The following is a 22,999-nucleotide window of genomic DNA, read 5'->3' as shown; positions in this document are numbered from 1 at the left end:
TTGCGGATAGACCGCGCATTATCCCGCATGCCAGGCCCCTCAGCCAGCCTGGGTTGCAGCGGCCTCGGTGAACTCCTTGAGCCAGCGCAGTACCTCGACCGCCTCCCAACGACTCGGGTCATACAGGGCATACAGCAAGCCCTGGTAACCGACCACATCCAGCGGGCGGTGATAGCCTGCACGCTGGAACAGCGCCTCGATCTCGGCAAAACAGGTGTTGAAGTGCAGTTTGTTGAACGGGGTTTTGCCTTCCAGCACCAGCCCATCGAGGCGCAATTCGAGCACCGCCTCGCTCACCACCGTAGTGGACATGCGATTAACGGTGTATTTCAGTTGTTCGACATTAACCATGCTTTGCACCCTCGAGGCAAAACGTCACCCCCCAATACTGTATTTATATACAGCATATTCAGAGTTGTCAGACGCGTCAATCAGACCGTGCTCAGACCAGCCCGGGCAGGTAACCGCTGCCTGTGCGGATAGTCAGTAGTTGCCGCCGTTCTGCGGTGGCGCAAAGACCAACGTGCACCCACTGGTCGAACTCAAGAACCAGTTGATCGAACATCAGCGGGCTGTCTGCAACGCACCGCGCCAACTCGCCCGGCGCCATTCCTGGCACATTGAAGTCTGCTGCCAAGCCGTGCATGTGAGCACTTTGGTGCGAGCCACCAATCACGTTATTCAATTCAACGCAGCGATAACCGCTGCTGACGAGAATTGGCTGGCCGACCAACTGGCGTACTTGCTCCAGAAATACACACAAGCGGCGAAGGTTCGTGAGCGTTTTGGCATCCGGCGTATTGTCGATACCCAGACGCGCAGCACTCTCTGACACTGTCATTTCTGCCAACGTGAAATGTTCACTCAAGTACATGATCCGCTCCTTGGAATGTATAAACACACCCAAGGATTGTCCACGCCTACGCCCTGAACCGCACGACAGGAAATTTCTCTGCCTGAACAACTACTTCAACGCAGAAAGGTCACCACCTGCTCGGCATCGAACGGCCAGTTCAACTCCGCACCGCTGTCACAACGGCGCAGTACCGGAATCAGCAGGCCGTAGCGTTGGAAGGTGGACTCGTCATCGGCAATATCCACCAGTTCAACCAGCAGGCCATGCTCAACAAAAGGCATCAACAGGGCTTCTGCCACTTCACAGAGGTGACAGCCCAAGGTGCCGAACAATTGGCATTCAGGAAGCATTTATGGGTACCGGCTAGAGAAAGAAGGGACCATTATTCTAGGTCTGCCTTCAGGGACCGTCGAGTCTCGGACGCCAGTGCCACACCACTGACAAAGGACTGACACCAATCAGCACCTGGTCAGCGACTATGATTCATGCTTGATAGTTTTTTGCCGCCTTCCTACATGGAGTGTTTTGTGTTTGCCAATCTACTGATCATTCTGGCCTCGTCGCTGGTCGTCATTGCCTTCTTTAGGCGCCTGAAGCTGCCACCGGTTTTAGGTTATTTGTGTGTGGGCCTTTTCGTCGGTCCCACGGCACTGAACTGGGTCAATGAAAGCGAAGAACTGCCAGACCTGGCCGAGATGGGCGTGGTTTTTCTGTTGTTCTCCCTGGGCCTGGAGTTTTCCCTGTCGAAAATGCTCGCCTTGCGCAAGGTGGTGTTTGGCCTGGGCAGCCTGCAGGTCGTGTGCTCAACGGCCCTGCTGGCAGGGCTACTGATGCTGCTGGGCATGCCCGGCGTCGCGGCGTTGTTGCTCGGTGCAGGCCTGGCCTTGTCGTCCACCGCTATCGTCAGCAAGGAACTGACCAGTCTTGGTGAGATCTTCAGCAGTCACGGCCAGAACGCGATTGGCGTGCTGCTGTTTCAGGATGTGATAGCCGTATTGCTGCTGACCCTGGTGCCGGTGTTTGCCGGTGAAGGGGGCCAGGCTTGGTATTGGGCGCTGCCGCTGACCTTGGGCAAAACGGTGATTCTCTTCATCGGGCTGCTGCTGGCCAGTCGCTGGCTACTGCCGCGACTGTTCCACGAAGTGGCCAGCTCGCATTCGGCAGAACTGTTCGTACTGCTGGCACTGGTCATTGTCCTGCTGACCGCCTGGCTGACCCACCTGCTGGGCTTGTCGCCGGCGCTGGGTGCCTTCCTGGCTGGCATGTTGTTGGGCGAGAGCAACTATCGCCATCAGATCGAAGCGGATATCCGCCCCTTCCGGGACATTCTTCTGGGGCTGTTTTTCGTCAGTATTGGCATGCTCATCGACCTGCAACTGTTCGCCACTCATGGCCTGGAGATTCTCGTCCTGACCCTCGGCCTACTGCTGGTAAAAGGCTTCGTGGTCGCCGCCCTGGTCCGGCTACGTGGCAGCGACGCCGAAACCGCCTGGCGCAGCGGCCTGGCCTTGGCCCAGGGCGGCGAGTTCTGCTTCGCCCTGATGGCACAGATGCAACAAACCCAACTGTTGCCTGAGGCCATTGGCAATCTGTTGCTGGCCGCTACGTTTTGTTCGATGCTAGTCACCCCCCTGCTGCTGCGTGCCGCCCCCAGCATCGCTGCCCGGCTGCACCGCAAGCCCAACGAAGAAATACAGCTGGAGGCCATTGAAGCGCAAAGTGCCGACATGAACGGCCACGTACTGATCTGTGGATATGGCCGGGTCGGGCAATCGATTGGACGCTTCCTACGCCGTGAGAATATCCCCTTCATCGCCTTGGATGACGACCCGGTGCGGGTACAGGAAGCTGCGGCTGGCGAAAGCTGTGTGCACTATGGCGACTCACGCCGTGGCGATCTGCTCAGTGCCATTGGCTTGGAACGAGCGCGTCTGTTGGTGATCGCCGTAGACAAGACCGACATCGCCATGAGTGTGCTCAAAGCCGCACGCGAGCGGCATGCCGATATTCAGATTCTGGTGCGCACCCGCGATGACAGTCAACGCGAAGAACTGCGCAGCGCCGGGGCGACTGCGGTAGTTCCGGAACTGCTTGAGTCGAGCCTGATGCTGGCGTCCCATGCGCTGGTAATGTTGGGCCTGCCAATGGACCACGTACAAGCGCGTATCGATGAAGTGCGTCAGACCCGCTATCGCATGCTGCAAGCCTTCTACCATGGTGCCGAGACCAATCCGATCGACAGCGAAGGCCTGCCCAAAACCATGATGCATGCGGTCAACCTTGGCGCCGAGGCGTTTGCCTGTGGACGCGCGCTGGCGGATCTGGACCTGGAGCAACTGGGCGTCGAACTGCAGGCGGTGCAACGCAACGGCGAAGAACTGGCCGTAGACGCCGAGACCTGCCTGCATGCGGGCGACGCGGTGTTGCTCAGCGGCCCGTTAACCGCTCTTGAAGCCTGTGAGGCGCGGCTGGTCGCCGGACGCTGATCAGTCCTGGCTGGTGGCGCCGATCTTGTGGATCGACAGATCGGCGCCGTAGTACTCCTGCTCCTGACTCAGACGCAGGCCGTGCACGGCCTTGATCACACCATACACGGCAAACCCACCCAACAGCGCCACCAGCACTCCAGCCAGGCTGCCGATCAATTGACTGATCAAACTGACACCGCCCAAACCGCCAAGCGCTGCCTGGCCGAATACCCCGCAGGCAATACCACCCCACACACCGCACACACCGTGCAATGGCCAAACGCCCAGGACATCATCGATTTTCCAGGCGTTCTGCGCTGCCGTAAAACACCAGACAAACAACGCCCCGGCGATCGCCCCGGTCGCCAGCGCCCCGACCGGGTGCATCAGGTCGGAACCTGCGCACACCGCCACCAGCCCCGCCAGTGGGCCGTTATGGAGAAAGCCCGGGTCATTACGGCCGACCACCAACGCGGCCACGGTACCGCCGACCATCGCCATCAACGAGTTGACCGCGACCAGGCCGCTGACCCCTTGCAGGGTCTGGGCGCTCATGACATTGAAGCCAAACCAGCCAACAATCAGAATCCACGAGCCCAAGGCCAGAAATGGAATATTCGACGGCGCGAACGCCACCAGCTTGCCATCGCGGTAGCGGCCGTTGCGCGGGCCGAGCAACAGCACGGCTGCCAGGGCCAGCCAGCCGCCCATGGCGTGCACCACCACAGACCCGGCAAAGTCATGGAAGCTGGCACCGAACTGCTCCTGTAACCAGGTTTGCAAACCCAGATTGCCATTCCAGACGATGCCTTCGAAAAACGGGTAGACGAAGGCAACGATCAACACCGTGGCACACAACTGTGGTGCGAAGCGCGCCCGTTCAGCGATCCCCCCGGAAATGATTGCCGGAATTGCCGCAGCGAACGTCAGCAGAAAAAAGAACTTCACCAGGCTGTAGCCGTGCTCATTACTCAGTACCGCCGCCGGCTGCAAGAAACTCACACCATAGGAAATCCAGTAGCCCACAAAAAAGTAGGCAAGGGTCGATACGGCGAAATCGCTAAGAATCTTACACAGCGCATTAACCTGATTTTTGTGCCGTACCGTGCCCACTTCAAGAAAGGCAAACCCGGCGTGCATGGCCAGAACCATGACGGCACCCAGAAGAATGAACAGCGTGTTGGAGCCGTGGACCAGAGTGTCCACTGCACTTTGCAGATTTTCCATGGAAGCGGCAGGCCTGTCGAAAAGCACCAAGACAGCGCGGAGTGACTCCTTTTTGCACCAACCTGGATCATTGCGTGGCCACTTCCCTGGCCGATCCTGCTGATAGCTGGAGTTTTTCCTTGGGTTTGTCGTGGATTGGGTTAAGGTTTAGAGGCCGGTTGTCGTCTGCGCGCGGAGTTAGCGCAGACACCGGACCTGAGCGCACCTTGGGACAGCAAAAGCTGTACCAGTGCATTGCACTGAACCTTCGCCAGCGCTCGCAACTCGAAATAGCCACACACATTAAGGAGAGCCCCATGACCAGCAAATCGGCAAAGACTGCTCAAGACATATTGATGGCTGACTTTCAGACTTTGGTTCGTGACACCGAAAAGTTGCTGGAACACACCGCCACCCTGGCCGGTGATCAGGCTGACGAATTACGCGGCCAGATCCACGACAGCCTGGAGCGTGCCCGGGAAACTCTGCAGCTGACTCAGGACTCTGTCCGCGAGCGCGGCCAGGCAGCCCTGACCGCGACTGAAGACTATGTACAGAGCAATCCCTGGCAATCGATCGGCATCGCTGCCGGCGTCGGTTTTTTGATTGGCCTGCTGGCCAATCGGCGCTGAGGTTGGCTATGGATAGCGAATCGAACAGCACCAGCACAGCCTCAAGCAAACGTCTGGGCGCTGCAGTGCTCGGCCTGTTACACGGCCATGTCGAGCTGTTTGGCATTGAGCTGCAGGAGCAGAAAGCACGCACCCTGAGCCTGCTGCTGTTTGCAGGCTTGGCCCTGGTGTTCGCCCTGCTGTTGCTGGTCGCGCTTTCGGCCCTGGTGCTGGTGCTGCTGTGGGACAGCTACCGCCTGGCCGGGGTTATCGGCCTGTGTGTGTTCTACGGTTTAGCCGCCCTGTTCTGCGGCCTGCGTCTCAAAGCCGCGGTGTACGATGAGTCATCACCTTTCAGCTCAACCCTCGAAGAACTTGCCAAGGACCGGGAGCGTCTGTTGCCATGAGCCTGTCTGAGCTACCGAACACCACCAACCGCCGCGAACTGCGCAAGGCGCTGGTGCGCCTGCGCCTGGAGATGCATCGCCAGGAAATCCGTCATGAGTCTGGGCAGTTGCTCAACCCGCTGACCCGCTTGCGCGCCATGGGCGATAGCCTGCAGGGTGGGCTGGGGATCAAACATGCGCCGTTATGGGGGATTGGTGCAGTGGTGGTGCTGGGGTTTCTGACCGGTAAAGGTGCCAAGAATGGCAGCTTGAGTCGGATGGTTCGCCTCGGCGGTAGCCTGCTGCCACTGCTCAAGTTGGTGATGCAGGGTGCCGCTAACAAACGCTGATAGCTTGCGCTAACACCTGGTGTAGCTGCTGCCTTCAGGCTGCGATTGGGCGCGAAGCGGCCATAAAACCTGAACTGATGCATGGACCCAGTTGCGACTGCTTTGCAGTCGATCGCAGCCTCGTGCCTCGACAGCGGCTACGGCGGTCGGAACAGTCTCTAATACGGTGCAGCGAAGTCACTTGCAGCCACCACGCTGACACGGGAAGCTAGGCACCTGCCCCCTGTATCGGAGAACTGGCCTTGGACTGGCACACCCTGCTCACCCGCGAACGTCTCGGCAAGCCCCTGCACAGCCCCGAAGAACTAGGCCGCAGTCCTTTTCACAAGGACCACGACCGGATCATTTTCTCTGGCGCCTTTCGCCGCCTGGGACGAAAAACCCAGGTGCATCCGGTCTCCAGCAACGATCATATTCACACCCGCCTGACCCACTCACTGGAGGTCAGTTGTGTCGGTCGCTCGCTGGGCATGCGGGTCGGTGAAACCCTGCGCGAACAGCTGCCGCAATGGTGCGAACCCAGCGATCTGGGCATGGTTGTGCAGTCGGCGTGCCTGGCCCACGACATCGGCAACCCGCCTTTCGGCCATTCCGGTGAAGATGCCATCCGCCATTGGTTCCAGCAGGCCGCCGGGCGCGGTTGGCTGGACGCTATGACGGACGCCGAACGCGGCGACTTCCTCAATTTCGAAGGCAATGCCCAAGGCTTTCGGGTGCTGACACAACTGGAATACCACCAGTTCGACGGTGGTACTCGCCTGACCTACGCCACCCTCGGCACCTACCTTAAATACCCATGGACAGCTCGCCACGCCGATGCGCTTGGCTACAAGAAACACAAATTCGGCTGTTACCAGAGCGAGCTGCCGCTACTCGAACAGATTGCCCGTAAACTCGGTCTGCCGCAGATTGAAGACCAACGCTGGGCCCGGCATCCGCTGGTGTACCTGATGGAAGCCGCCGACGACATCTGCTACGCCCTGATCGACCTGGAAGACGGCCTGGAAATGGAGCTGCTCGATTATCCGGAAGTGGAGTCGCTGTTGCTCAGCCTGGTCGGCGACGACCTGCCGGAAACCTACCGCCAGTTGGGGCCTGCCGACTCACGTCGACGCAAGCTGGCGATTTTGCGCGGCAAAGCCATCGAGCACCTGACCAATGCCGCCGCCCGCGCCTTTGTCGAACAGCAGGATGCCTTGCTGTCGGGACACTTGCAGGGCGATCTGGTTGAGCACATGCATGGCCCGGCCAAACGCTGCGTCCTGCAAGCCAAAGACATGGCACGCAAGAAAATCTTCCAGGACAAGCGCAAAACGCTGCACGAAATCGGCGCTTATACGACCCTCGAGATTCTCCTCAACTCTTTCTGTGGGGCTGCGCTTGAACAGCACGGCGGGCGTACGCCTTCATTCAAAAGCCGACGTATCCTCGACCTGTTGGGCAACAACGCCCCTGACCCCTCAGCATCGCTCCACAGCTCATTCCTGCGCATGATCGATTTCATCGCCGGGATGACAGACAGCTATGCCAGCGAAATGGCCCGGGAAATGACTGGACGCTCAAGCCCGACGTGAGCATATAAAGGGCACGCCAGGCATGTGAGTCGGCACCGGCGACATTCCTGGCGACGCCTTGATGCATTTTGATGTAGGACTATAACTACATAACGCAAAACATATTAAACAATAGCGCCACCCGGAAACATAAAGTCACTAATAGCAACATTCACACCCACAGCACTTCGCAAAATTTGTAGTCCATACCTGTATTTAGTGTCAGATATTTCCCATATAACAATTACCTCCCCTTGAGTTCGTGTGCGCCCTATTCCATCTGCGTTAAGGTGCCTGCCTAATTTCTGGCTCCTTACCTGGAACGTTCAACATGCACTCTGTATTTATCATCGACGATCACCCAGTCATCCGCCTGGCAGTGCGCATGCTCCTGGAAAATGAAGGCTATCGCGTGGTCGGAGAATCGGATAATGGCGTCGACGCCATGCAAATGGTCCGTGAATGCCTGCCGGACCTGATCATCCTTGATATCAGCATTCCAAGACTTGATGGCCTGGAAGTGCTTTCGCGCTTCCACACCATGGCCATACCCCTGAAAATTCTGGTCCTCACCGCCCAGTCTCCCGCCCTGTTTGCCGTTCGCTGCATGCACTCCGGCGCTGCCGGCTATGTATGCAAGCAGGAAGACTTAAGCGAATTGCTCAGTGCAATCAAAGCAGTGCTGTCGGGTTACAACTATTTTCCCAGCCAAGCAATCAATAACCTTCGCCTGCATGGGAATGAACACTGTGAACTGGAGCTTTTCAAGCAGGTCAATGATCGCGAGTTGATGGTTTTGCAACTTTTTGCCCAAGGCAGAAGTAACAAGGAAATCGCCCAAGGCATGTTCCTCAGCAATAAAACCGTCAGCACCTACAAAAAGCGCCTGATGCAAAAACTCAAAGCCAAATCGCTGGTCGAACTTATTGAAATGGCCAAACGCAATGCCCTGGTTTGAGCTGGACCATGCCTAAGCGCATCCTCTTTAGTTGCCTGTGCATTACCCTCCTCTACCTGTGCCAGCTATCAACGGCATACGCCGACGAGATTAAAGCCAGCCAGTACCGGTTGCTCAGCCGCTCACAGCCGGTGGGCTTGAAACTGTCGCTGAATCCAGCACAACAGCAATGGATCAACGGCAAAGGGCAATTGCTGCTTGGCACCTCGGCGCCGGATTACCCGCCCTTCGATATGACGGCCAGCGGTCGCGACTACGAGGGCCTGACCGCTGACGTTGCGGGCATTCTGGAGCACACCCTGGGCTTGCCGATTCACGTGCGACGCTTTGCCAGCCGCCAGGACGCGGTACAAGCCCTTACCCAGGGACAGATTGATCTGCTTGGCAGTGCCAATGGCTTCGAAGCGGCGACACCCGGGGTGGTCCTTTCCAAGCCTTACGCAGCGGACCAACCGGTTTTGGTGACGCGCGAAAACGAAAGCCGCCCCCTGGATACCGGCTTGGCTAACCTGCGCCTGAGCATGGTCTATCACTACTTACCCATGGCAGAAGTGAGGGCCAACTACCCCAACGCCACGATCCAGTCCTATCCGTCCTACCAGAATGCCCTCAACGCGGTGGCTTTCGACCAGGCTGATGTCTTTCTGGGCGACACCATTTCCACCCACTACCTGATCAATCAGGGTCACCTGCAAAACGTCAAAATGGCCAATTTTGGCAAGCACGAACCGGTCGGTTTCAGCTTCGCCGTACAGCAAGACAACCTCACCTTGCTGCAACTGATCAATGCCACACTCGATAACATCTCAAGCACTACCCGAGAAAGTATCTTCAAGCGCTGGAGCGCCGGTAGTGACATCTTGCTGACTGATCGCAAACTGCAGCTCTCGCAGCGTGAAGAGCGCTGGCTTAGGGAGCACCCGGTGGTGCGCGTGGCGGTCAATGAAACCTCCGCCCCTCTGACGTTTTTCGACAACGCCGGCAATTTTCGCGGGATCGCCGCCGACCTGCTTGAATTGATTCGCCTACGCACCGGCCTGCGCTTCGAAGTGCAGCGCGCCAACGGCATCAGTGACATGATCGATCGCCTGAATCATGATCAGGCCGATGTAATTGCTGCCATTTCTCCCAGCAAACGCCGGGAAAGCACCCTGAACATCAGCCGCCCCTACCTGGAAAACTCTTATGTGCTGGTGACCCGTCAGGGTCACAAGCAACCGACCTCCTTGGATCAGCTGCCAGGCCGACGCGTAGCCCTGACCCGCGACAGTCCTCTGATCGATAGCCTGCGTACGCGCGTAGCCGATATCCAGCTGGTAGAAACCGAAAGCAGCGCACAGTCGATAGCGTTACTTGCCAGCGGCCATGTCGATGCCGCCATCACGGCACTGATCAATGCCAACTTCAGCCTGGCGTCCCAACCTGAGCTGATCATTCGCAGCACCGTCGGCGCCGAACCGGCGACTTTTTCGATGGCTACCGCGCGTCACGCCCAGGCATTAACGTCGATTCTCGACAAAGCCCTGCTGAGCATTGCACCGGAAGAGCTGGGGGTGATCAACAGCCGCTGGCGGGGCTACAGCACCGACACCGGTGCCTACTGGAGTAAATACCACCAACTGGTCGTGAAAATTGTGCTGGGCACCAGCCTGCTGTTGCTGTTGTCATTGGCCTGGAACGCCTGGATGCGCCGCCAGATCAAGCAACGCGAAGCGGCTGAGCGTGCGCTGGGTGACCAGCTCGAATTCATGCGCACACTGCTCAATGGCACGCCTCATCCCATGTACGTGCGTGATCGCGGCGGGCGACTACAGAGTTGCAACGACAGCTACCTGGAAGCAGTGCAGTTGCAGTTGAATGAGGTGCTGGGCAAGCGTGTGCAGGAGGGCGCGCTGGGCGACAACTGCTATGCCAGCCAGATCCAGGCGGACTACCAACAAGTGATGCGCGATGGCGAGCCATTGATCGTCGACCGCCCGCTGCTGATCAACAACCAGGCCATAACCATCTATCACTGGATCCTGCCCTTCCGGGACTCGCTGGGTGACGTCCAGGGCATCATCGGTGGCTGGATCGATATCAGCGAACGGCGCCAACTGATCCAGGACCTGAAAAGGGCCAAACAGCAGGCCGATGACGCCAACCGGGCCAAGAGCACCTTCCTGGCCACCATCAGCCATGAAATCCGCACGCCGATGAACGCAATCCTCGGCATGCTCGAACTGACCCTGGAAAAAGCCAATCACGGCCAACTGGACCGTCCAGCCGTCGAAGTCGCCTACACCTCAGCCAAGGACCTGCTGGCCTTGATCGGCGATATCCTTGACATCGCCCGCATCGAATCCGGGCATCTGACCTTGGCACCGGAACGGATCAACCTGGCGGAGCTGGTGGAGTCTGTAGCGCGCGTATTCGATGGTTTGGCACGCCAAAAAAACCTGACCCTGATGCTCCGCATCGCCGCCAATGCACGCGTCGACGTGCGTCTGGACCCGCTGCGCGTCAAACAGATTGTTTCGAATCTGGTCAGTAATGCCATCAAGTTCACCGAACGCGGCCAGGTCATCATCGACCTGATTCTGGAGCCTGACGTTGATTCAGGCCCTGCCAGGCTTGAGCTGACAGTACAGGACAGCGGCATCGGCATTCACGAACAGGATCAGCAGCGCCTGTTCCTGCCTTTCGCCCAAGCCAACCCCGACAGTCGTCTCGCACGCAGCAGTACGGGACTGGGCCTGGCGATCAGCCGCGACCTGTGTAGGCTGATGGGCGGTAGCCTGACGTTGCACAGTGTGTTTGGCCTGGGTACCCGCGTTCATATCAGCATGCCGGTGACGTTGATGAGCAGCCAGCGCAACGAACCGATAGTGGCGCCTGAGCCCTGCATCGCCATTGCTGCACTGAAGGTACTGGTGGTCGATGACCACCCTGCCAACCTGCTGCTGATGACCCAGCAACTGGACTACCTGGGCCTGCAGCATCACAGTGCTGATAACGGCCTGGCGGGGCTGGGCTTGTGGCGGCAAGAGGCATTCGATGTGCTGATACTTGACTGCAACATGCCAACGATCAATGGCTACCAGTTCGCCCAGGCTGTACGTGCCGATGAAGTTGAACGGCAGTGGCCACGCAGCACGATCCTTGGCTACACCGCCAACGCCCAGCCTGAGGTCCGCGAGCAATGCCTGCAGGCCGGCATGGATGACTGCCTGCTCAAACCGATCAGCCTCAAGGCCTTGGGCCAGCGACTGGCCAGCCTACACCCCCTGCCCCCACGCCCACCTGAGGCCCACTCGGCCCTGTTCGACCTGGAGGGTCTGGAGCCGGTGGTGGGCAACAGCGCTGTCGACCTGCAGGCATTGCTAAAGCAACTTCAGGACAGTTTCCACAAGGACCGGCTGACCCTGGAGGCACTCGAGCCAAGGCTTCAAGCCAACCAGTTGAAGGAACAAGCCCATCGGATTCTCGGCGCCGCCCGGATCATTCAGGCGAACAGACTGATCGATGCCTGTGAACAGCTGGAATCAGCCTGCCAGTCGAACGCGCCGCCCTCCACGCTCGCGCTTGAGCAGCAGCAAGTGGTAGCGGCCATGACTGCGCTGGAGCAGGCGCTCACTCCGTACTTGGGCCAAGACAGCGACAGCAGTGCTGGAGCACAGCGGCGCTGAAAACAAAACGGCGGCCACTGGGGCCGCCGTTTCGTCAGGCATCAGGCAACCGGATTGATCGGGTTTTCCGGATACCAGGCGTCCAGCAGCGGGCTGACTTCGATCTTGGTCAGCTCGTTGCGGCCTTTGAGCCAGCTTTCAACGGCAGCGCGCTGTTCTTCAGTGACCGAGCCACGGTCTGCCTTGCAAACCAGGCCGAAGTCGTCGCCGCCAACATAGTCCAGACCATTGGCATCCATCGCCTCGGTCAGGAACGCATCGAGGAAGGCATCAACGGCTTCGTCGGACAGGTCTTCCTTGAACTCCAGGTTCAGTTCAAAACCCAGCTCCTGGAATTCATCCACGCAGAGTTTTTTGCGCAGACGGCGCGAACGGTTAGTGGCCATGAAACAATCCTCTTAAGTAATTACGCGCGGCACTTTACCAGTTTCACCACAAGGTTGCCGGAATAAAAGCCGATAAGCCGCCCCTTCGCACTGCCCCATCCGCCCGCGCCTTGGGGCATAATGCGCGCTATATTTTTCGTGTCGGGGCCTTCACCTTTTCTTGCCCCGTTCTTTTCACCCCTCGCTGGCAGGGTTTTATTGCACATGATCAGATCTCTACGCCCTTTTCTGCTTGCCGGCCTGCTCCTGCCGGTAGCCCTCTCGTCCCAGGCTGCAGCCGTCAACACCACGCTGCCGGCCAAAGTCCAGCAAGCGCTGAAAACCAATAAATTGCAGGACTCGGCCCTGTCGCTGGTCATGCTGCCGCTCAACGGCCCAGGCACACCCACGGTGTTCAACGCCGATGTCTCGGTCAACCCGGCCTCGACCATGAAACTGGTCACCACCTACGCGGCGCTGGAACTGCTCGGCCCGACCCACCAGTGGAAGACCGAGTTCTACAGTGACGGCCCACTGCGTAACGGCACCCTGCAGGGCAACCTCTACCTAAAAGGTGGGGGTGACCCGAAGCTGAACATGGAAAAACTCTGGCTGTTGATGCGCGACCTGCGCGCCAATGGGGTACAGACCATCAGCGGTGACCTGGTACTCGACCGCAGCCACTTTGTCCAACCGGTACTGCCGCAGTTCAATGATGACGGTGGTGACGAAAACAAACCGTTCCTGGTCAAGCCAGACTCCCTGCTGATCAACCTCAAGGCGCTGCGCTTTGTCGCCCGCAATGACGGTGGCAAGGTGCTGGTATCGGTCGAGCCGCCGATTGCCAACATTCGCATCGACAACCAGGTCAAAGCGGTGAACAGCAAGCAATGCAAGGGCGACGTGCGCTACAACCCGGTGACCCAGGCCGATGGCGTTACCGTCGTAGTCAGCGGTCAGTTGGGTGATGGCTGCAACTCGCAAACTTACCTGTCGCTGCTCGACCACCCAAGTTATGCCGCCGGCGCAGTACGCGCGATTTGGAGCGAGCTGGGGGGCACCATCCAGGGCCGTGACCGGATCGATGCCGTACCGAAGAGCGCCCGCCTGCTGGCCCGCGCCTTCTCGCCTGATCTGGTTGAGATCATCCGCGACATCAACAAGTACAGTAACAACACCATGGCCCAGCAGTTGTTCCTGAGCCTTGGCGCGCAATTTCGTACCGATGCCGACGGTGACGACGCCCGAGCGGCACAGCGGGTCGTACGCCAATGGTTGGCGAAGAAGGGCATCACCGCACCGCACCTGATCATGGAAAACGGTTCTGGCTTGTCCCGCGCCGAACGGGTCAGCACCCGGGAAATGGCTGCCCTGCTGCAAGCGGCCTGGAAGAGCCCCTACGCCGCCGAGTTCATCAGCTCGATGCCACTGGTCGGCATGGACGGCACCATGCGCAAGCGCCTCAAGCGCACCGCCATGACCGGCGAAGCACACATCAAGACCGGCACCCTGAATACCGTACGCGCCATCGCCGGCTACAGCCGCGACAGCAACGGCAACACCTGGGCGGTGGCGGCGATCCTCAACGACCCGAAACCCTGGGGAGCCTCTGCGGTGCTCGACCAGGTGCTGCTCGATCTGTATCGCCAGCCGAAGCTGGTCAACAGCACCGCCTCGGTTCAACCCTGATCGCTCAGGGCAGTTCGGCCTCGACGCGGTCGCGGCCGGCCTGCTTGGCCGCATAGACGCCGGAGTCCGCGCGTAACAGCAAGGCATCGGCGCCCTCTCCTGGGCGCCAGCTGGCCACGCCAAAACTGGCCGTCACCTGGCCAACCCCCTCCACCAACACGCTGCGCACCCCTTGCCACAGCTCCAAGGCCAGGGTGTACGCCTGGTCGGCGTTGCTACCAGGGCACAACACCATGAACTCCTCACCGCCCAGGCGACAGAACACATCGGTACGCCGCAGACGCTGACTGATGCGCTGGCACAGACTGCGCAACACGTGGTCCCCTACGGCATGACCATACTGGTCGTTGATCCGTTTGAAGTGATCAATATCCAGCATAATCAGCGCCAGCTCCTGCTGGTCGCGCTGAGCCCGCTCAAGCTCAGCCTTCAGGCGCTCCTGAAAATAGCGCCGGTTATGAATGCCGGTCAGCGAGTCGGTCACTGACAGGGCTCGCAACTCTTCTTCAACCCGTTTGAGATCGGAGATATCGGTCAGGTAGCCGTGCCACAGTGTGCTGCCGTCCTCCTCCGGCTCAGGCGTCGCTTCACCGCGCACCCAGCGCTGACCGGCCATCGGTAACACCACTCGGTATTCTTCGCGCCACGGTGTCAGGTGCTCGGCTGAATAGCGAATCGAGTTGCGCACTCGCAGCAAATCTTCCGGATGGATGCGCTCAAATACAGCCGTGGCATCCTGACGCAACAGCTCGGGCTCAATCTCGTAGATTTCCCGCAGCCCCTCACTGGCATAGCTGAAACATGAACTGCCATCAGGCCGCAGATGAAACTGATAGATGCCACCAGGCACCTCGGCACTGAGCTTGTCGAGCAAACGGTCACGGGCGGCCAGGGCTTCATGCACGCGCTTGCGCTCTGTGACATCGATACAGATGGCCAGATGACCGACCCACAAGCCATGCTCGTCGAGCACCGCCGTTACCAACATATTGGCCAGTAGATGGCTGCCGTCCTTGCGTTGCAACGTCCATTCGCCAGCCTCATTGCCACCCTCTGGAACGGTTTGCGCAAACATCGCCTGGGCGGGAGTGACTTCGCGCCCATAGCGATGACTCAAGTCGCGGGCGCGCTGTTGCAGCTCTTGTGGCGAGACCAAGGCCTCAAGGGTCAGGCTGCCCACCGCTTCGGCGCTGCTATAGCCGAGCAGGCGCTCAGCACCGGCATTGAATGTGCTGATCACACCTCGCAGGTTGGTGGCGACAATCGCAACCTGGGTTGCCGCATTCAGCACGCTGCGCAACTGGTTATGGGTATTGCGCAATGACTGCTCACTGATGCGCAACTCGCCCGTGCGTTGCTCGACCAGGGTCAAGGCACGTTGACGCTGGCTAAACAGGCTGAACAGCAAGGCGCTGAGCATCAGACTGAGCAGGCCACCAAGAAACACCACAGCATTGACGGCTGAAGAACGGTTGGCTTGCATGAACGCCAGACTGGGACGGATATCAAGCTGGTAGTCATGATCGGCCAGGTGCAGTAGATGGCTGGCCGCCAGCGGCGAGGAAACGCCCTGATTATCCGACTGGAATAACACCTCGTGCTGGGCATCCGGCCCGGTCAGGTCGCGAATGCGCACCACCAGGTTGTCCTGCGTGGCATTGGGCAAACCTTCGGCCATCAACTGGCGCAGGCTAATCACCGCCATGACATACCCCCGCGGCTCTGTGTTAGGGTCGCCCGGGGTGAACACAGGCGCTGTCATCAGCACCCCGCGGGCATAGGCGGGCTCCACATTGGCAAGGTTCAGCGGTGCGGACACGGCCATGCTGCCAGGGGTCGAGGCACGCTCCAGGGTGTCCTGACGCAAGGTCTGGGAAAGCAGGTCCAAGCCAAGCGGCTGGCGTTGCGGGCCCAATGCCTGGGTAAACAGCACGGGGTAGTACAGAGGACGCACCGGCGATACGCGCAGTTGACCGTCATCGCTCAACTGTTGGATGTGGTAAGGGCCTCCCAGCAGCTGGCTCGCACGCTGCTCGAACCCTTGTCGTGCCGGCCCGAGCACCCGTGGCGCCCAGGAGTAGGCCTGGGTCCGATGCAGCAAGGGCTGGGCATAACCGTTGAATTCGTCGAGGGTGATCTCCGTAGCAAAGACAAAGAACCGGCGCAGCCCATCCAGACGCTGCACCTGATCCTCGAAGCGTTCTTCGATACGACTGTAGCGCTCGCTGGCCAGCAACTCGAAACGTTGACGCAACTGTTGCTGGTACAACTCATAGGTTGCCAACGCCAGTAACGCGGTCAACAGTCCGCCCGCCACCAATGCCACCAGAGCCATCAGCCAGGCGGACACTTCTTCGCTGACAAAGCCGAGCATCTTTGGACGAACGCCATGCATCGACATATTGATAACACTCATAACGCCAGCATGCAGCGTTTCCCGGACCGTACCTCAGTTATAGCCATTAGCCACTAATGAAGCAATTCACGGCCCGGGAGAAGACTGTTTCAGCGTGCCTGAATGCGCCATGCCCGGTGAATTTTGCTGTTACGGGCAAAGTCTGGGTCCAGGGTCTGCGCGGTTATTTCCTCTACGGCATAACGCTCAGCCAGATGTTCATCAAGCTGGAACTTACGGAAGTTGTTAGAGAAGTAAAGCACGCCGCCAGGTGCCAGGCGCGCGACCGCAAGGTCAAGCAACTGCACATGGTCACGCTGGACATCGAACACACCTTCCATGCGCTTGGAGTTGGAGAAGGTCGGCGGATCGATGAAGATCAGCTCGTACTCGTCACGGCACGCTTGCAGCCAAGCCATGACATCGCCCTGCTCCAGACGGTTCTTGTCGGAGAAGCCATTGAGCGACAGGTTGCGCCGCGCCCAGTCCAGATAGGTCCGCGACAGGTCGACACTGGTAGTGCTGCGTGCACCGCCCTTGGCCGCGTGAACACTGGCGGTAGCGGTATAGCAGAACAGGTTGAGGAAACGCTTGCCGGCCGCCTCGCGCTGAATGCGCATGCGCATTGGCCGATGGTCGAGGAACAGGCCGGTGTCGAGGTAGTCGGTAAGGTTGACCAGCAACTTGACGCCGCCTTCGCTGACCTCCAGGAACTGACCCTGAGTGCTTTGGCGCTCGTACTGACGGGTGCCGCTCTGACGCTCGCGACGTTTGACCACCACACGGCTCTGGTCGATGCCCAGCGCCTGCGGAATCGCCGCCAGGGCATCAAACAGACGGGCCTGGGCCTTTTCCGGGTCTACGGAGCGTGGGGCGGCGTACTCCTGAACGTGTACCCAGTCCTGATACAGGTCGATGGCCAGGGCGTACTCAGGCATGTCAGCGTCATACAGCCGGTAGCAACTGACCTGCTCACGCTTGGCCCATTTGCCTAACTGCTTGAGGTTTTTCTGTAGACGGTTGGCGAACATCTGCCCGCCTTCGCTCAAACGCGCCGGCTCACTGGCAATGGCCGCGGGTGAACGCTGGTCTTCGTTGCCCTGCGCATCACGCTCAGGCTGACGGCGCTCGCCGGTCACAAACTGGTCAGGCTGAACCTTGATCAACAGCAATTTGCACGGCAGCGCACCGTTCCAGAACGCGTACTGCTTGTGGCTGCGAATACCCATGCGCTTGCCCAGGTCCGGCGCGCCGGTAAACACCGCCGCCTCCCAGTTCAAGCAGGATTGGCGCAGGCGCTCACCGAGGTTCTGGTAGAGGTACAGTAGGCTGGCTTCGTCACCCAGGCGCTCGCCATAGGGCGGGTTACAGATCACCAGGCCTTTCTGGTTCTGGTCAGGGCGCGGCTCGAAACTGCCCACTTCACCCTGATAGATTTTCACCCAGTCGCTCAAGCCCGCACGCTCGACGTTATTGCGACCCGGCTGAATCAGCCGTGGATCGGCCTCGTAACCTCGAATCCACAACGGCGGACGGGCAAGGCCGGCCTGCGCGCGCGCCTGCGCCTCATCATGCAGCTTGCGCCACAGCGCTGGCACGTGGCCCAGCCAGGCGCTGAAACCCCAGCGTTCACGCTTGAGGTTGGGAGCGATGTCGGCGGCAATCATTGCCGCTTCGACCAGGAAGGTCCCGACACCACACATCGGGTCAGCCAGAGCCCCGCCTTCGGCGGCAATGCGCGGCCAGCCGGCACGAATCAGCACCGCGGCGGCCAGGTTTTCCTTGAGCGGCGCAGCGCCCTGCTGCAAGCGATAGCCGCGCTGGTGCAGGCTGTGACCAGAGAGGTCCAGGGACAGGATCGCTTCGCCACGATCCAGGCGCAGGTGGACGCGCAAGTCCGGGTTGAGCTTGTCTACAGAGGGACGCTCGCCATCACGGGTACGCAGCTTGTCGACAATGGCGTCCTTGACCTTCAGGGCACCAAAATGGGTGTTGTCGATACCCGAGCCATGACCGCTGAATTCAACGGCCAGCGAACCACTGGCCTCCAGGTGATCCTGCCATTCGACCTCGTTCACGCCATCATAGAGGTCATCGGCGTTCTTCATGTTGAAGCGTTTGAGCACCAGTAGCACGCGGTTGCCAAGACGCGACCACAGGCACAGCCGATAGGCTGTTTCCATGTCGGCCGAGCCGCGAATCGCCGAGGTGTGTTCACGCACCTCTTCAAGGCCCAGGCCGCGGGCCTCTTCGGCGAGCAGGCCTTCAAGGCCTTTGGGGCAGGTTAGGTAGAGTTCGAAACGGTCCGACATGAGGTATCCAGTGCCTTGAGCAATAAGTGGAGGGCAAGCGCATTGCCCTGCCGATGTTTAATCGAACGCCTTTCCAGCGAGCGTTCGAATGGCACCCAATGGGTGCCGGGCCACCCAGGCGATCAGACGTATGCCAGGGGCAGAAATGTCTTTGATCGCTGGGCAGAATGAAAATTTCACGATTAACAGGGTGAAAAATGCCCCTTCGTCGTATTGACTGCCTTGTTACAAATTATCACTCAGCACTGGCCAAGTGACTTCAACGCTGGTCAAACCCTGATCATAGCGGGCTTTGCGTCAAACCCTGCTCTGACGCATTTATTTACTTATCCTGTGACCCTCAGAAAGGTTACGCCCTTATGACAAAACGATCATTCACACTGTGTCGCGTATTGGTTAGAACTCATCTCAGGTTGTCACCGCAATGGGGCAACACTTTCGCTCGCGACGCCGGCAGCGAGCGCAAACCGGCAGAACGATTCTGCCCGGCCTCCTAGAGGCCGACGGGACATTACAGTCAACAAGTGAGGGCAACACCCTATGAGAAGACTTAAGCGTGATCCGTTGGAACGAGCATTTTCACGTGGCTACCAATATGGGGTCACCGGCAAATCCCGCGAGCTTTGCCCCTTTACTCTACCGTCTGTACGTCAGGCATGGATCAATGGCTGGCGCGAAGGACGCGGCGACAACTGGGACGGTATGACCGGCACTGCGGGTATTCATAGACTCAACGAACTTCACGCCGTTGGCTGAGCGAGGATTTAACTTCGATTAACCATGCGCGCCCCATCCGGGCGGCGGGCTACGGCCCAGGGGCCCCTTCAAGGGGCCCTTTTTTATGCCCGCGATTCAGCGCGGCATAGCGGCAATAGCGTCCACAGCCTCGCGAATCAGCGCCGGGCCCTTGTAGATGAACCCCGAATAGATTTGCACCAGGCTGGCACCGGCCGCAATTTTTTGCGCGGCGTGCTTGCCCTCGGTGATGCCACCGGCGGCAATGATCGGCAACTTACCCCCCAGCTCGCCAGACAGCACCTTGACGATGTGGGTGCTCTTCTCCAGGACCGGCGCGCCCGACAAGCCACCGGCTTCATCGCCATGGGGGAGACCTTCTACCCCTTCGCGACCCAGCGTGGTGTTGGTCGCGATCACCGCGTCCATACCCGACTCGATCAATGCAGCCGCTACCAGTGCGGTTTCTTCATCGCTCATGTCCGGTGCGATCTTGATTGCCAGCGGTACGTGCTTGCCATGCTGCACCGCCAGTTGCCCACGGCGTTCGGCCAGGGCGTCGAGCAATTGCTTAAGCGAATCGCCGAACTGCAGGCTACGCAGGCCCGGGGTGTTGGGCGAGCTGACGTTGACGGTGATGTAGCTGGCCTGGTTATAGACCTTGTCCAGGCAAATCAGGTAATCGTCCACCGCGCGCTCGACCGGGGTGTCGAAGTTCTTGCCGATGTTGATGCCGAGGATGCCGCGGTATTTCGCCGCCTGCACCCGCGTAAGCAAGTGATCAACACCCAGGTTGTTGAAGCCCATGCGGTTGATGATCGCTTCAGCTTGCGGCAGGCGAAACAGGCGTGGCTTGGGATTGCCCGGCTGCGGACGCGGCGTGACGGTGCCGATCTCGACAAAGCCGAACCCCAGCTGGGCAAAACCATCAATGGCCGCACCGTTCTTGTCCAGGCCGGCCGCCAGACCCACGGGGTTGGCGAACTCCAGGCCCATGACGGTGACTGGCAACGAGGCCGGGGCCTTGGTCAACAGGCCGTTCAGACCCAGGCGGCCACCGGCGCCGATCAGGTCCAGGGACAGGTCGTGGGAAGTCTCCGGGGAGAGCTTGAACAGCAGCTGGCGGGCCAGGGTATACATGGGCGGGCTTAGCTCGACGTGAGTGAGGGGGCGATTATATAGGTGGCATCGTCCGGGGGACAGCGCCGCCTTGGCATATGCGTTGCTTTGTTGTGTCTAGACACCGGCCGCGCGAGCGGCCCGGCCTGACCTTCGATACAGGCGCGACACTGTGACTAACGACATTCCCTTCTCTCCTCTGGCCTGGGTCAACGGCAGCGATGCGCCGGAAAAGCACAGCCTGGACATCGGTTTCATGGCCCTGAGCGACTGCGCCTCGGTGGTGGTTGCCGCGACCCAAGGCTTTGCCCAGCCCTACGGCCTGAGCCTGAACCTCAAACGCCAGAGCTCCTGGGCCGGCTTGCGCGACAAACTGGTCAACGGCGAACTGGACGCCGCCCATAGCCTGTACGGGTTGATCTATGCCGTGCACCTGGGCATTGGCGGCACCCGTGCCACTGACATGGCGGTGCTGATGGGCCTGAACCAGAACGCCCAAGGCATCCATCTGTCGGCGGCGCTACAGCGTCAAGGCGTGACCCGTCCCGAGGCGCTGGAGCGCTATGTGCACCAAAGCAGGACAAAACTGACCTTTGCCCAGACCTTTCCGACGGGCACTCACGCCATGTGGTTGTACTACTGGCTCGCCAGCCAAGGCATCCACCCCTTGCATGACGTCAACAGCGTGGTGGTGCCGCCCGCACAAATGCTCGCTCACCTGCAGGCCGGGCGCATCGACGGTTTTTGTGTCGGCGAACCCTGGTCTGCGGATGCCGTCGCGCAGGGCCATGGCTTCACACTCGCCACCAGCCAATCGGTCTGGCCTGATCATCCGGAGAAAGTCCTGGGTTGCACCCGCGTCTTTGTCGAACAGTACCCCAATACGGCCAGGGCGTTGATCAAGGCGATCCTGGCCGCCAGCCGATTCATCGAGCAGAGCCCGGAAAACCGTCGCAGCACAGCCCAGTTGCTCAGCGGCAATGCCTACCTTGATGCGCCCTTGAGTAGCATCGAACCACGCCTGCTCGGCGACTACCACGACGGCCTGGGTAATCACTGGCACGACCCTCACGGCTTGCGCCTGCACGACCAGGGCCGGGCCAACCTGCCCTACCTGTCCGACGGCATGTGGTTCATGACCCAGTTCCGCCGCTGGGGCCTGCTGCGTGAAGATCCCGATTACCTGACAGTAGCGCGCCAGGTGCAGCAACTGGCGCTGTACCGCGACGCTGCAAGCGCCATCGGCGTGCCGTGCGACGCACAGATCATGCGCCGCAGCCAGCTGATTGATGGCTGCTATTGGGATGGCAGCGACCCTGCAGGCTACGCCCACAGTTTTGCCTTGCACGCGCTGGCCGAAACGCCTGCTGCCCACGCCCATCGCTGACAAGGGGACGCCATTATGCTGCGAATCCTGTTGATCGACGATACCGCAAAGAAGGTCGGACGCTTGAAGTGCGCACTGGTTGAAGCGGGTTTTGAGGTTATTGATGAGTCAGGGCTGACCATCGACCTGCCGACACGCGTTGAAACGGTGCGCCCGGATGTGGTTCTGATTGATACCGAATCACCGGGCCGTGACGTCATGGAGCAAGTGATCCTGGTCAGCCGTGACCGCCCGCGCCCCATTGTCATGTTTACCGATGAGCATGACCCGACAGTGATGCGCCAGGCGATCCAGGCGGGGGTCAGCGCTTATATCGTTGAAGGCATTCATGCCGCCCGACTGCAGCCGATCCTCGATGTGGCGATGGTCCGTTTCGAGAGCGACCAGGCGCTCAAGGCGCAACTGCAGGCCCGTGATCAGCAATTGGCCGAGCGAAAACGCATCGAGCTGGCCAAGGGGCTGTTGATGAAAATGAAGGACTGTAATGAAGAGCAGGCTTATACGCTGATGCGTCGCCAGGCCATGAGCAAGCAACAGAAATTGGTGCAGGTGGCTGAGCAGATCATTGCTATGAGTGATTTGCTTGGGTAGGGCTTGTCGGTGCGTTTTTGTTGTGTTTGAGATCGAGCGCCGCCCGCGCGGCGCTCGATCTCAAACACAACAAAAATCTATCGGCATTCCCCAACACATCCCTAGGCTCTGTATGAAAAGTTTTGAGACGAAGGTCAGGCAAGGCGAAAACAGCCGAGGAGGCGGAGTTTACGGGTTGTAAATGAGCATTCCGAGGCTGTTTTCAACGCAGCATCACCGAGTATCAAGGCTTTTCGTACAGTGCCTAACGCACTCTGGCCCACATCTTGCTCAACCTATCGCACTGGTAGCCAACGGCGGTTGCCCCTTCACGACAAAGACGTCGCATCCCCCTCGCCACAGCGGGTCGG

General features: G+C 59.6%; 19 protein-coding genes. 11 read left to right on the top strand and 8 right to left on the bottom strand.

What is annotated here, in order from left to right; all coding sequences use genetic code 11:
- Positions 1–39 precede the first annotated feature (39 nt).
- From CX511_RS08740 to CX511_RS08730, 3 genes are all read right to left on the bottom strand, one after another.
- On the bottom strand, positions 40–351 hold the full coding sequence (locus CX511_RS08740) for a hypothetical protein (protein WP_045186819.1): 312 nt from the start codon (positions 349–351) through the stop codon (positions 40–42).
- Positions 352–442: 91 nt separating this feature from the next.
- Positions 443–874, bottom strand: a complete 432-nt coding sequence (locus CX511_RS08735; RefSeq protein ID WP_101293284.1) for a D-Ala-D-Ala carboxypeptidase family metallohydrolase — start codon at positions 872–874, stop codon at positions 443–445.
- A 95-nt stretch (positions 875–969) separates the two neighbouring features.
- A complete protein-coding gene (locus CX511_RS08730) occupies positions 970–1,206 on the bottom strand; it encodes a glutaredoxin family protein (protein WP_045186825.1) in 237 nt (78 codons plus the stop codon).
- Between the two features lie 177 nt (positions 1,207–1,383).
- Between CX511_RS08730 and CX511_RS08725 the strand changes: the two genes are divergently transcribed.
- Positions 1,384–3,342 carry a monovalent cation:proton antiporter family protein gene (locus CX511_RS08725; protein ID WP_045186830.1) on the top strand — a complete coding sequence of 653 codons (1,959 nt, stop codon included), beginning with the start codon at positions 1,384–1,386 and terminating at the stop codon, positions 3,340–3,342.
- Here CX511_RS08725 and CX511_RS08720 read toward each other — a convergent pair whose 3' ends face one another.
- Positions 3,343–4,551, bottom strand: a complete 1,209-nt coding sequence (locus tag CX511_RS08720) for an ammonium transporter (protein WP_045186833.1) — start codon at positions 4,549–4,551, stop codon at positions 3,343–3,345.
- A 296-nt stretch (positions 4,552–4,847) separates the two neighbouring features.
- On the opposite strand from CX511_RS08720, the gene CX511_RS08715 reads away from it, so the two are divergent.
- The 6 genes from CX511_RS08715 to CX511_RS08690 all read left to right on the top strand — a co-directional run bounded on the left by CX511_RS08715 (position 4,848) and on the right by CX511_RS08690 (position 12,056).
- Positions 4,848–5,162, top strand: coding sequence for an ElaB/YgaM/YqjD family protein (locus CX511_RS08715; RefSeq protein ID WP_045186836.1), 315 nt, complete (start codon positions 4,848–4,850; stop codon positions 5,160–5,162).
- 8 nt (positions 5,163–5,170) lie between these two features.
- Positions 5,171–5,548, top strand: a complete 378-nt coding sequence (locus CX511_RS08710) for a phage holin family protein (protein WP_045186839.1) — start codon at positions 5,171–5,173, stop codon at positions 5,546–5,548.
- Entirely contained in the window at positions 5,545–5,877 is a 333-nt protein-coding gene (locus tag CX511_RS08705; RefSeq protein WP_045186841.1) for a hypothetical protein, read from the top strand. The genes CX511_RS08710 and CX511_RS08705 overlap by 4 nt, the downstream gene beginning before the upstream one ends.
- A gap of 242 nt (positions 5,878–6,119) precedes the next feature.
- Positions 6,120–7,451, top strand: coding sequence for a deoxyguanosinetriphosphate triphosphohydrolase (locus tag CX511_RS08700; RefSeq protein WP_045186843.1), 1,332 nt, complete (start codon positions 6,120–6,122; stop codon positions 7,449–7,451).
- A gap of 310 nt (positions 7,452–7,761) precedes the next feature.
- On the top strand, positions 7,762–8,388 hold the full coding sequence (locus CX511_RS08695; protein WP_045186846.1) for a response regulator transcription factor: 627 nt from the start codon (positions 7,762–7,764) through the stop codon (positions 8,386–8,388).
- 8 nt (positions 8,389–8,396) lie between these two features.
- Positions 8,397–12,056, top strand: coding sequence for a transporter substrate-binding domain-containing protein (locus tag CX511_RS08690; protein ID WP_101293285.1), 3,660 nt, complete (start codon positions 8,397–8,399; stop codon positions 12,054–12,056).
- A 41-nt stretch (positions 12,057–12,097) separates the two neighbouring features.
- Here CX511_RS08690 and CX511_RS08685 read toward each other — a convergent pair whose 3' ends face one another.
- On the bottom strand, positions 12,098–12,442 hold the full coding sequence (locus CX511_RS08685) for a YggL family protein (RefSeq protein ID WP_101293286.1): 345 nt from the start codon (positions 12,440–12,442) through the stop codon (positions 12,098–12,100).
- 204 nt (positions 12,443–12,646) lie between these two features.
- On the opposite strand from CX511_RS08685, the gene dacB reads away from it, so the two are divergent.
- Positions 12,647–14,110: a D-alanyl-D-alanine carboxypeptidase/D-alanyl-D-alanine endopeptidase gene (gene dacB, locus CX511_RS08680; protein ID WP_045186856.1), complete on the top strand. Its 1,464-nt coding sequence runs from the start codon at positions 12,647–12,649 to the stop codon at positions 14,108–14,110.
- A 4-nt stretch (positions 14,111–14,114) separates the two neighbouring features.
- Here the strand turns inward: dacB and CX511_RS08675 are convergent, their stop codons facing one another.
- Together CX511_RS08675 and rlmKL are read right to left on the bottom strand one after the other, a co-directional pair.
- A complete protein-coding gene (locus CX511_RS08675; RefSeq protein WP_101293287.1) occupies positions 14,115–16,511 on the bottom strand; it encodes a sensor domain-containing diguanylate cyclase in 2,397 nt (798 codons plus the stop codon).
- 104 nt (positions 16,512–16,615) lie between these two features.
- The gene (rlmKL, locus tag CX511_RS08670) at positions 16,616–18,817 is read right to left on the bottom strand and encodes a bifunctional 23S rRNA (guanine(2069)-N(7))-methyltransferase RlmK/23S rRNA (guanine(2445)-N(2))-methyltransferase RlmL (RefSeq protein WP_045186863.1); all 2,202 of its coding nucleotides are present in this window, start codon (positions 18,815–18,817) and stop codon (positions 16,616–16,618) included.
- A 540-nt stretch (positions 18,818–19,357) separates the two neighbouring features.
- Between rlmKL and rmf the strand changes: the two genes are divergently transcribed.
- Positions 19,358–19,573 carry a ribosome modulation factor gene (gene rmf, locus CX511_RS08665; protein WP_010223328.1) on the top strand — a complete coding sequence of 72 codons (216 nt, stop codon included), beginning with the start codon at positions 19,358–19,360 and terminating at the stop codon, positions 19,571–19,573.
- 96 nt (positions 19,574–19,669) lie between these two features.
- Here the strand turns inward: rmf and CX511_RS08660 are convergent, their stop codons facing one another.
- The gene (locus tag CX511_RS08660) at positions 19,670–20,692 is read right to left on the bottom strand and encodes a quinone-dependent dihydroorotate dehydrogenase (protein ID WP_101293288.1); all 1,023 of its coding nucleotides are present in this window, start codon (positions 20,690–20,692) and stop codon (positions 19,670–19,672) included.
- 151 nt (positions 20,693–20,843) lie between these two features.
- On the opposite strand from CX511_RS08660, the gene CX511_RS08655 reads away from it, so the two are divergent.
- Together CX511_RS08655 and CX511_RS08650 are read left to right on the top strand one after the other, a co-directional pair.
- On the top strand, positions 20,844–22,058 hold the full coding sequence (locus CX511_RS08655; protein ID WP_101293289.1) for a CmpA/NrtA family ABC transporter substrate-binding protein: 1,215 nt from the start codon (positions 20,844–20,846) through the stop codon (positions 22,056–22,058).
- 15 nt (positions 22,059–22,073) lie between these two features.
- A complete protein-coding gene (locus CX511_RS08650) occupies positions 22,074–22,649 on the top strand; it encodes an ANTAR domain-containing response regulator (RefSeq protein WP_045186872.1) in 576 nt (191 codons plus the stop codon).
- The last annotated feature ends 350 nt before the right edge of the window (positions 22,650–22,999 follow it).

Source organism: Pseudomonas sp. S06B 330 (assembly GCF_002845275.2).
Lineage (GTDB): Bacteria > Pseudomonadota > Gammaproteobacteria > Pseudomonadales > Pseudomonadaceae > Aquipseudomonas.
The sequence above is the reverse complement of the archived record's forward strand: the minus strand, read 5'-3'. Positions and strand labels throughout refer to the sequence as shown.

Coding starts and splice junctions, on each gene's coding strand:
- CX511_RS08740 (WP_045186819.1), bottom strand. CDS start 351: ATGGTTAATGTCGAACAACTGAAATACACCGTTAATCGCATGTCCACT.
- CX511_RS08735 (WP_101293284.1), bottom strand. CDS start 874: ATGTACTTGAGTGAACATTTCACGTTGGCAGAAATGACAGTGTCAGAG.
- CX511_RS08730 (WP_045186825.1), bottom strand. CDS start 1,206: ATGCTTCCTGAATGCCAATTGTTCGGCACCTTGGGCTGTCACCTCTGT.
- CX511_RS08720 (WP_045186833.1), bottom strand. CDS start 4,551: ATGGAAAATCTGCAAAGTGCAGTGGACACTCTGGTCCACGGCTCCAAC.
- CX511_RS08715 (WP_045186836.1), top strand. CDS start 4,848: ATGACCAGCAAATCGGCAAAGACTGCTCAAGACATATTGATGGCTGAC.
- CX511_RS08710 (WP_045186839.1), top strand. CDS start 5,171: ATGGATAGCGAATCGAACAGCACCAGCACAGCCTCAAGCAAACGTCTG.
- CX511_RS08705 (WP_045186841.1), top strand. CDS start 5,545: ATGAGCCTGTCTGAGCTACCGAACACCACCAACCGCCGCGAACTGCGC.
- CX511_RS08695 (WP_045186846.1), top strand. CDS start 7,762: ATGCACTCTGTATTTATCATCGACGATCACCCAGTCATCCGCCTGGCA.
- CX511_RS08690 (WP_101293285.1), top strand. CDS start 8,397: ATGCCTAAGCGCATCCTCTTTAGTTGCCTGTGCATTACCCTCCTCTAC.
- CX511_RS08685 (WP_101293286.1), bottom strand. CDS start 12,442: ATGGCCACTAACCGTTCGCGCCGTCTGCGCAAAAAACTCTGCGTGGAT.
- dacB (WP_045186856.1), top strand. CDS start 12,647: ATGATCAGATCTCTACGCCCTTTTCTGCTTGCCGGCCTGCTCCTGCCG.
- CX511_RS08675 (WP_101293287.1), bottom strand. CDS start 16,511: ATGTCGATGCATGGCGTTCGTCCAAAGATGCTCGGCTTTGTCAGCGAA.
- rlmKL (WP_045186863.1), bottom strand. CDS start 18,817: ATGTCGGACCGTTTCGAACTCTACCTAACCTGCCCCAAAGGCCTTGAA.
- rmf (WP_010223328.1), top strand. CDS start 19,358: ATGAGAAGACTTAAGCGTGATCCGTTGGAACGAGCATTTTCACGTGGC.
- CX511_RS08660 (WP_101293288.1), bottom strand. CDS start 20,692: ATGTATACCCTGGCCCGCCAGCTGCTGTTCAAGCTCTCCCCGGAGACT.
- CX511_RS08650 (WP_045186872.1), top strand. CDS start 22,074: ATGCTGCGAATCCTGTTGATCGACGATACCGCAAAGAAGGTCGGACGC.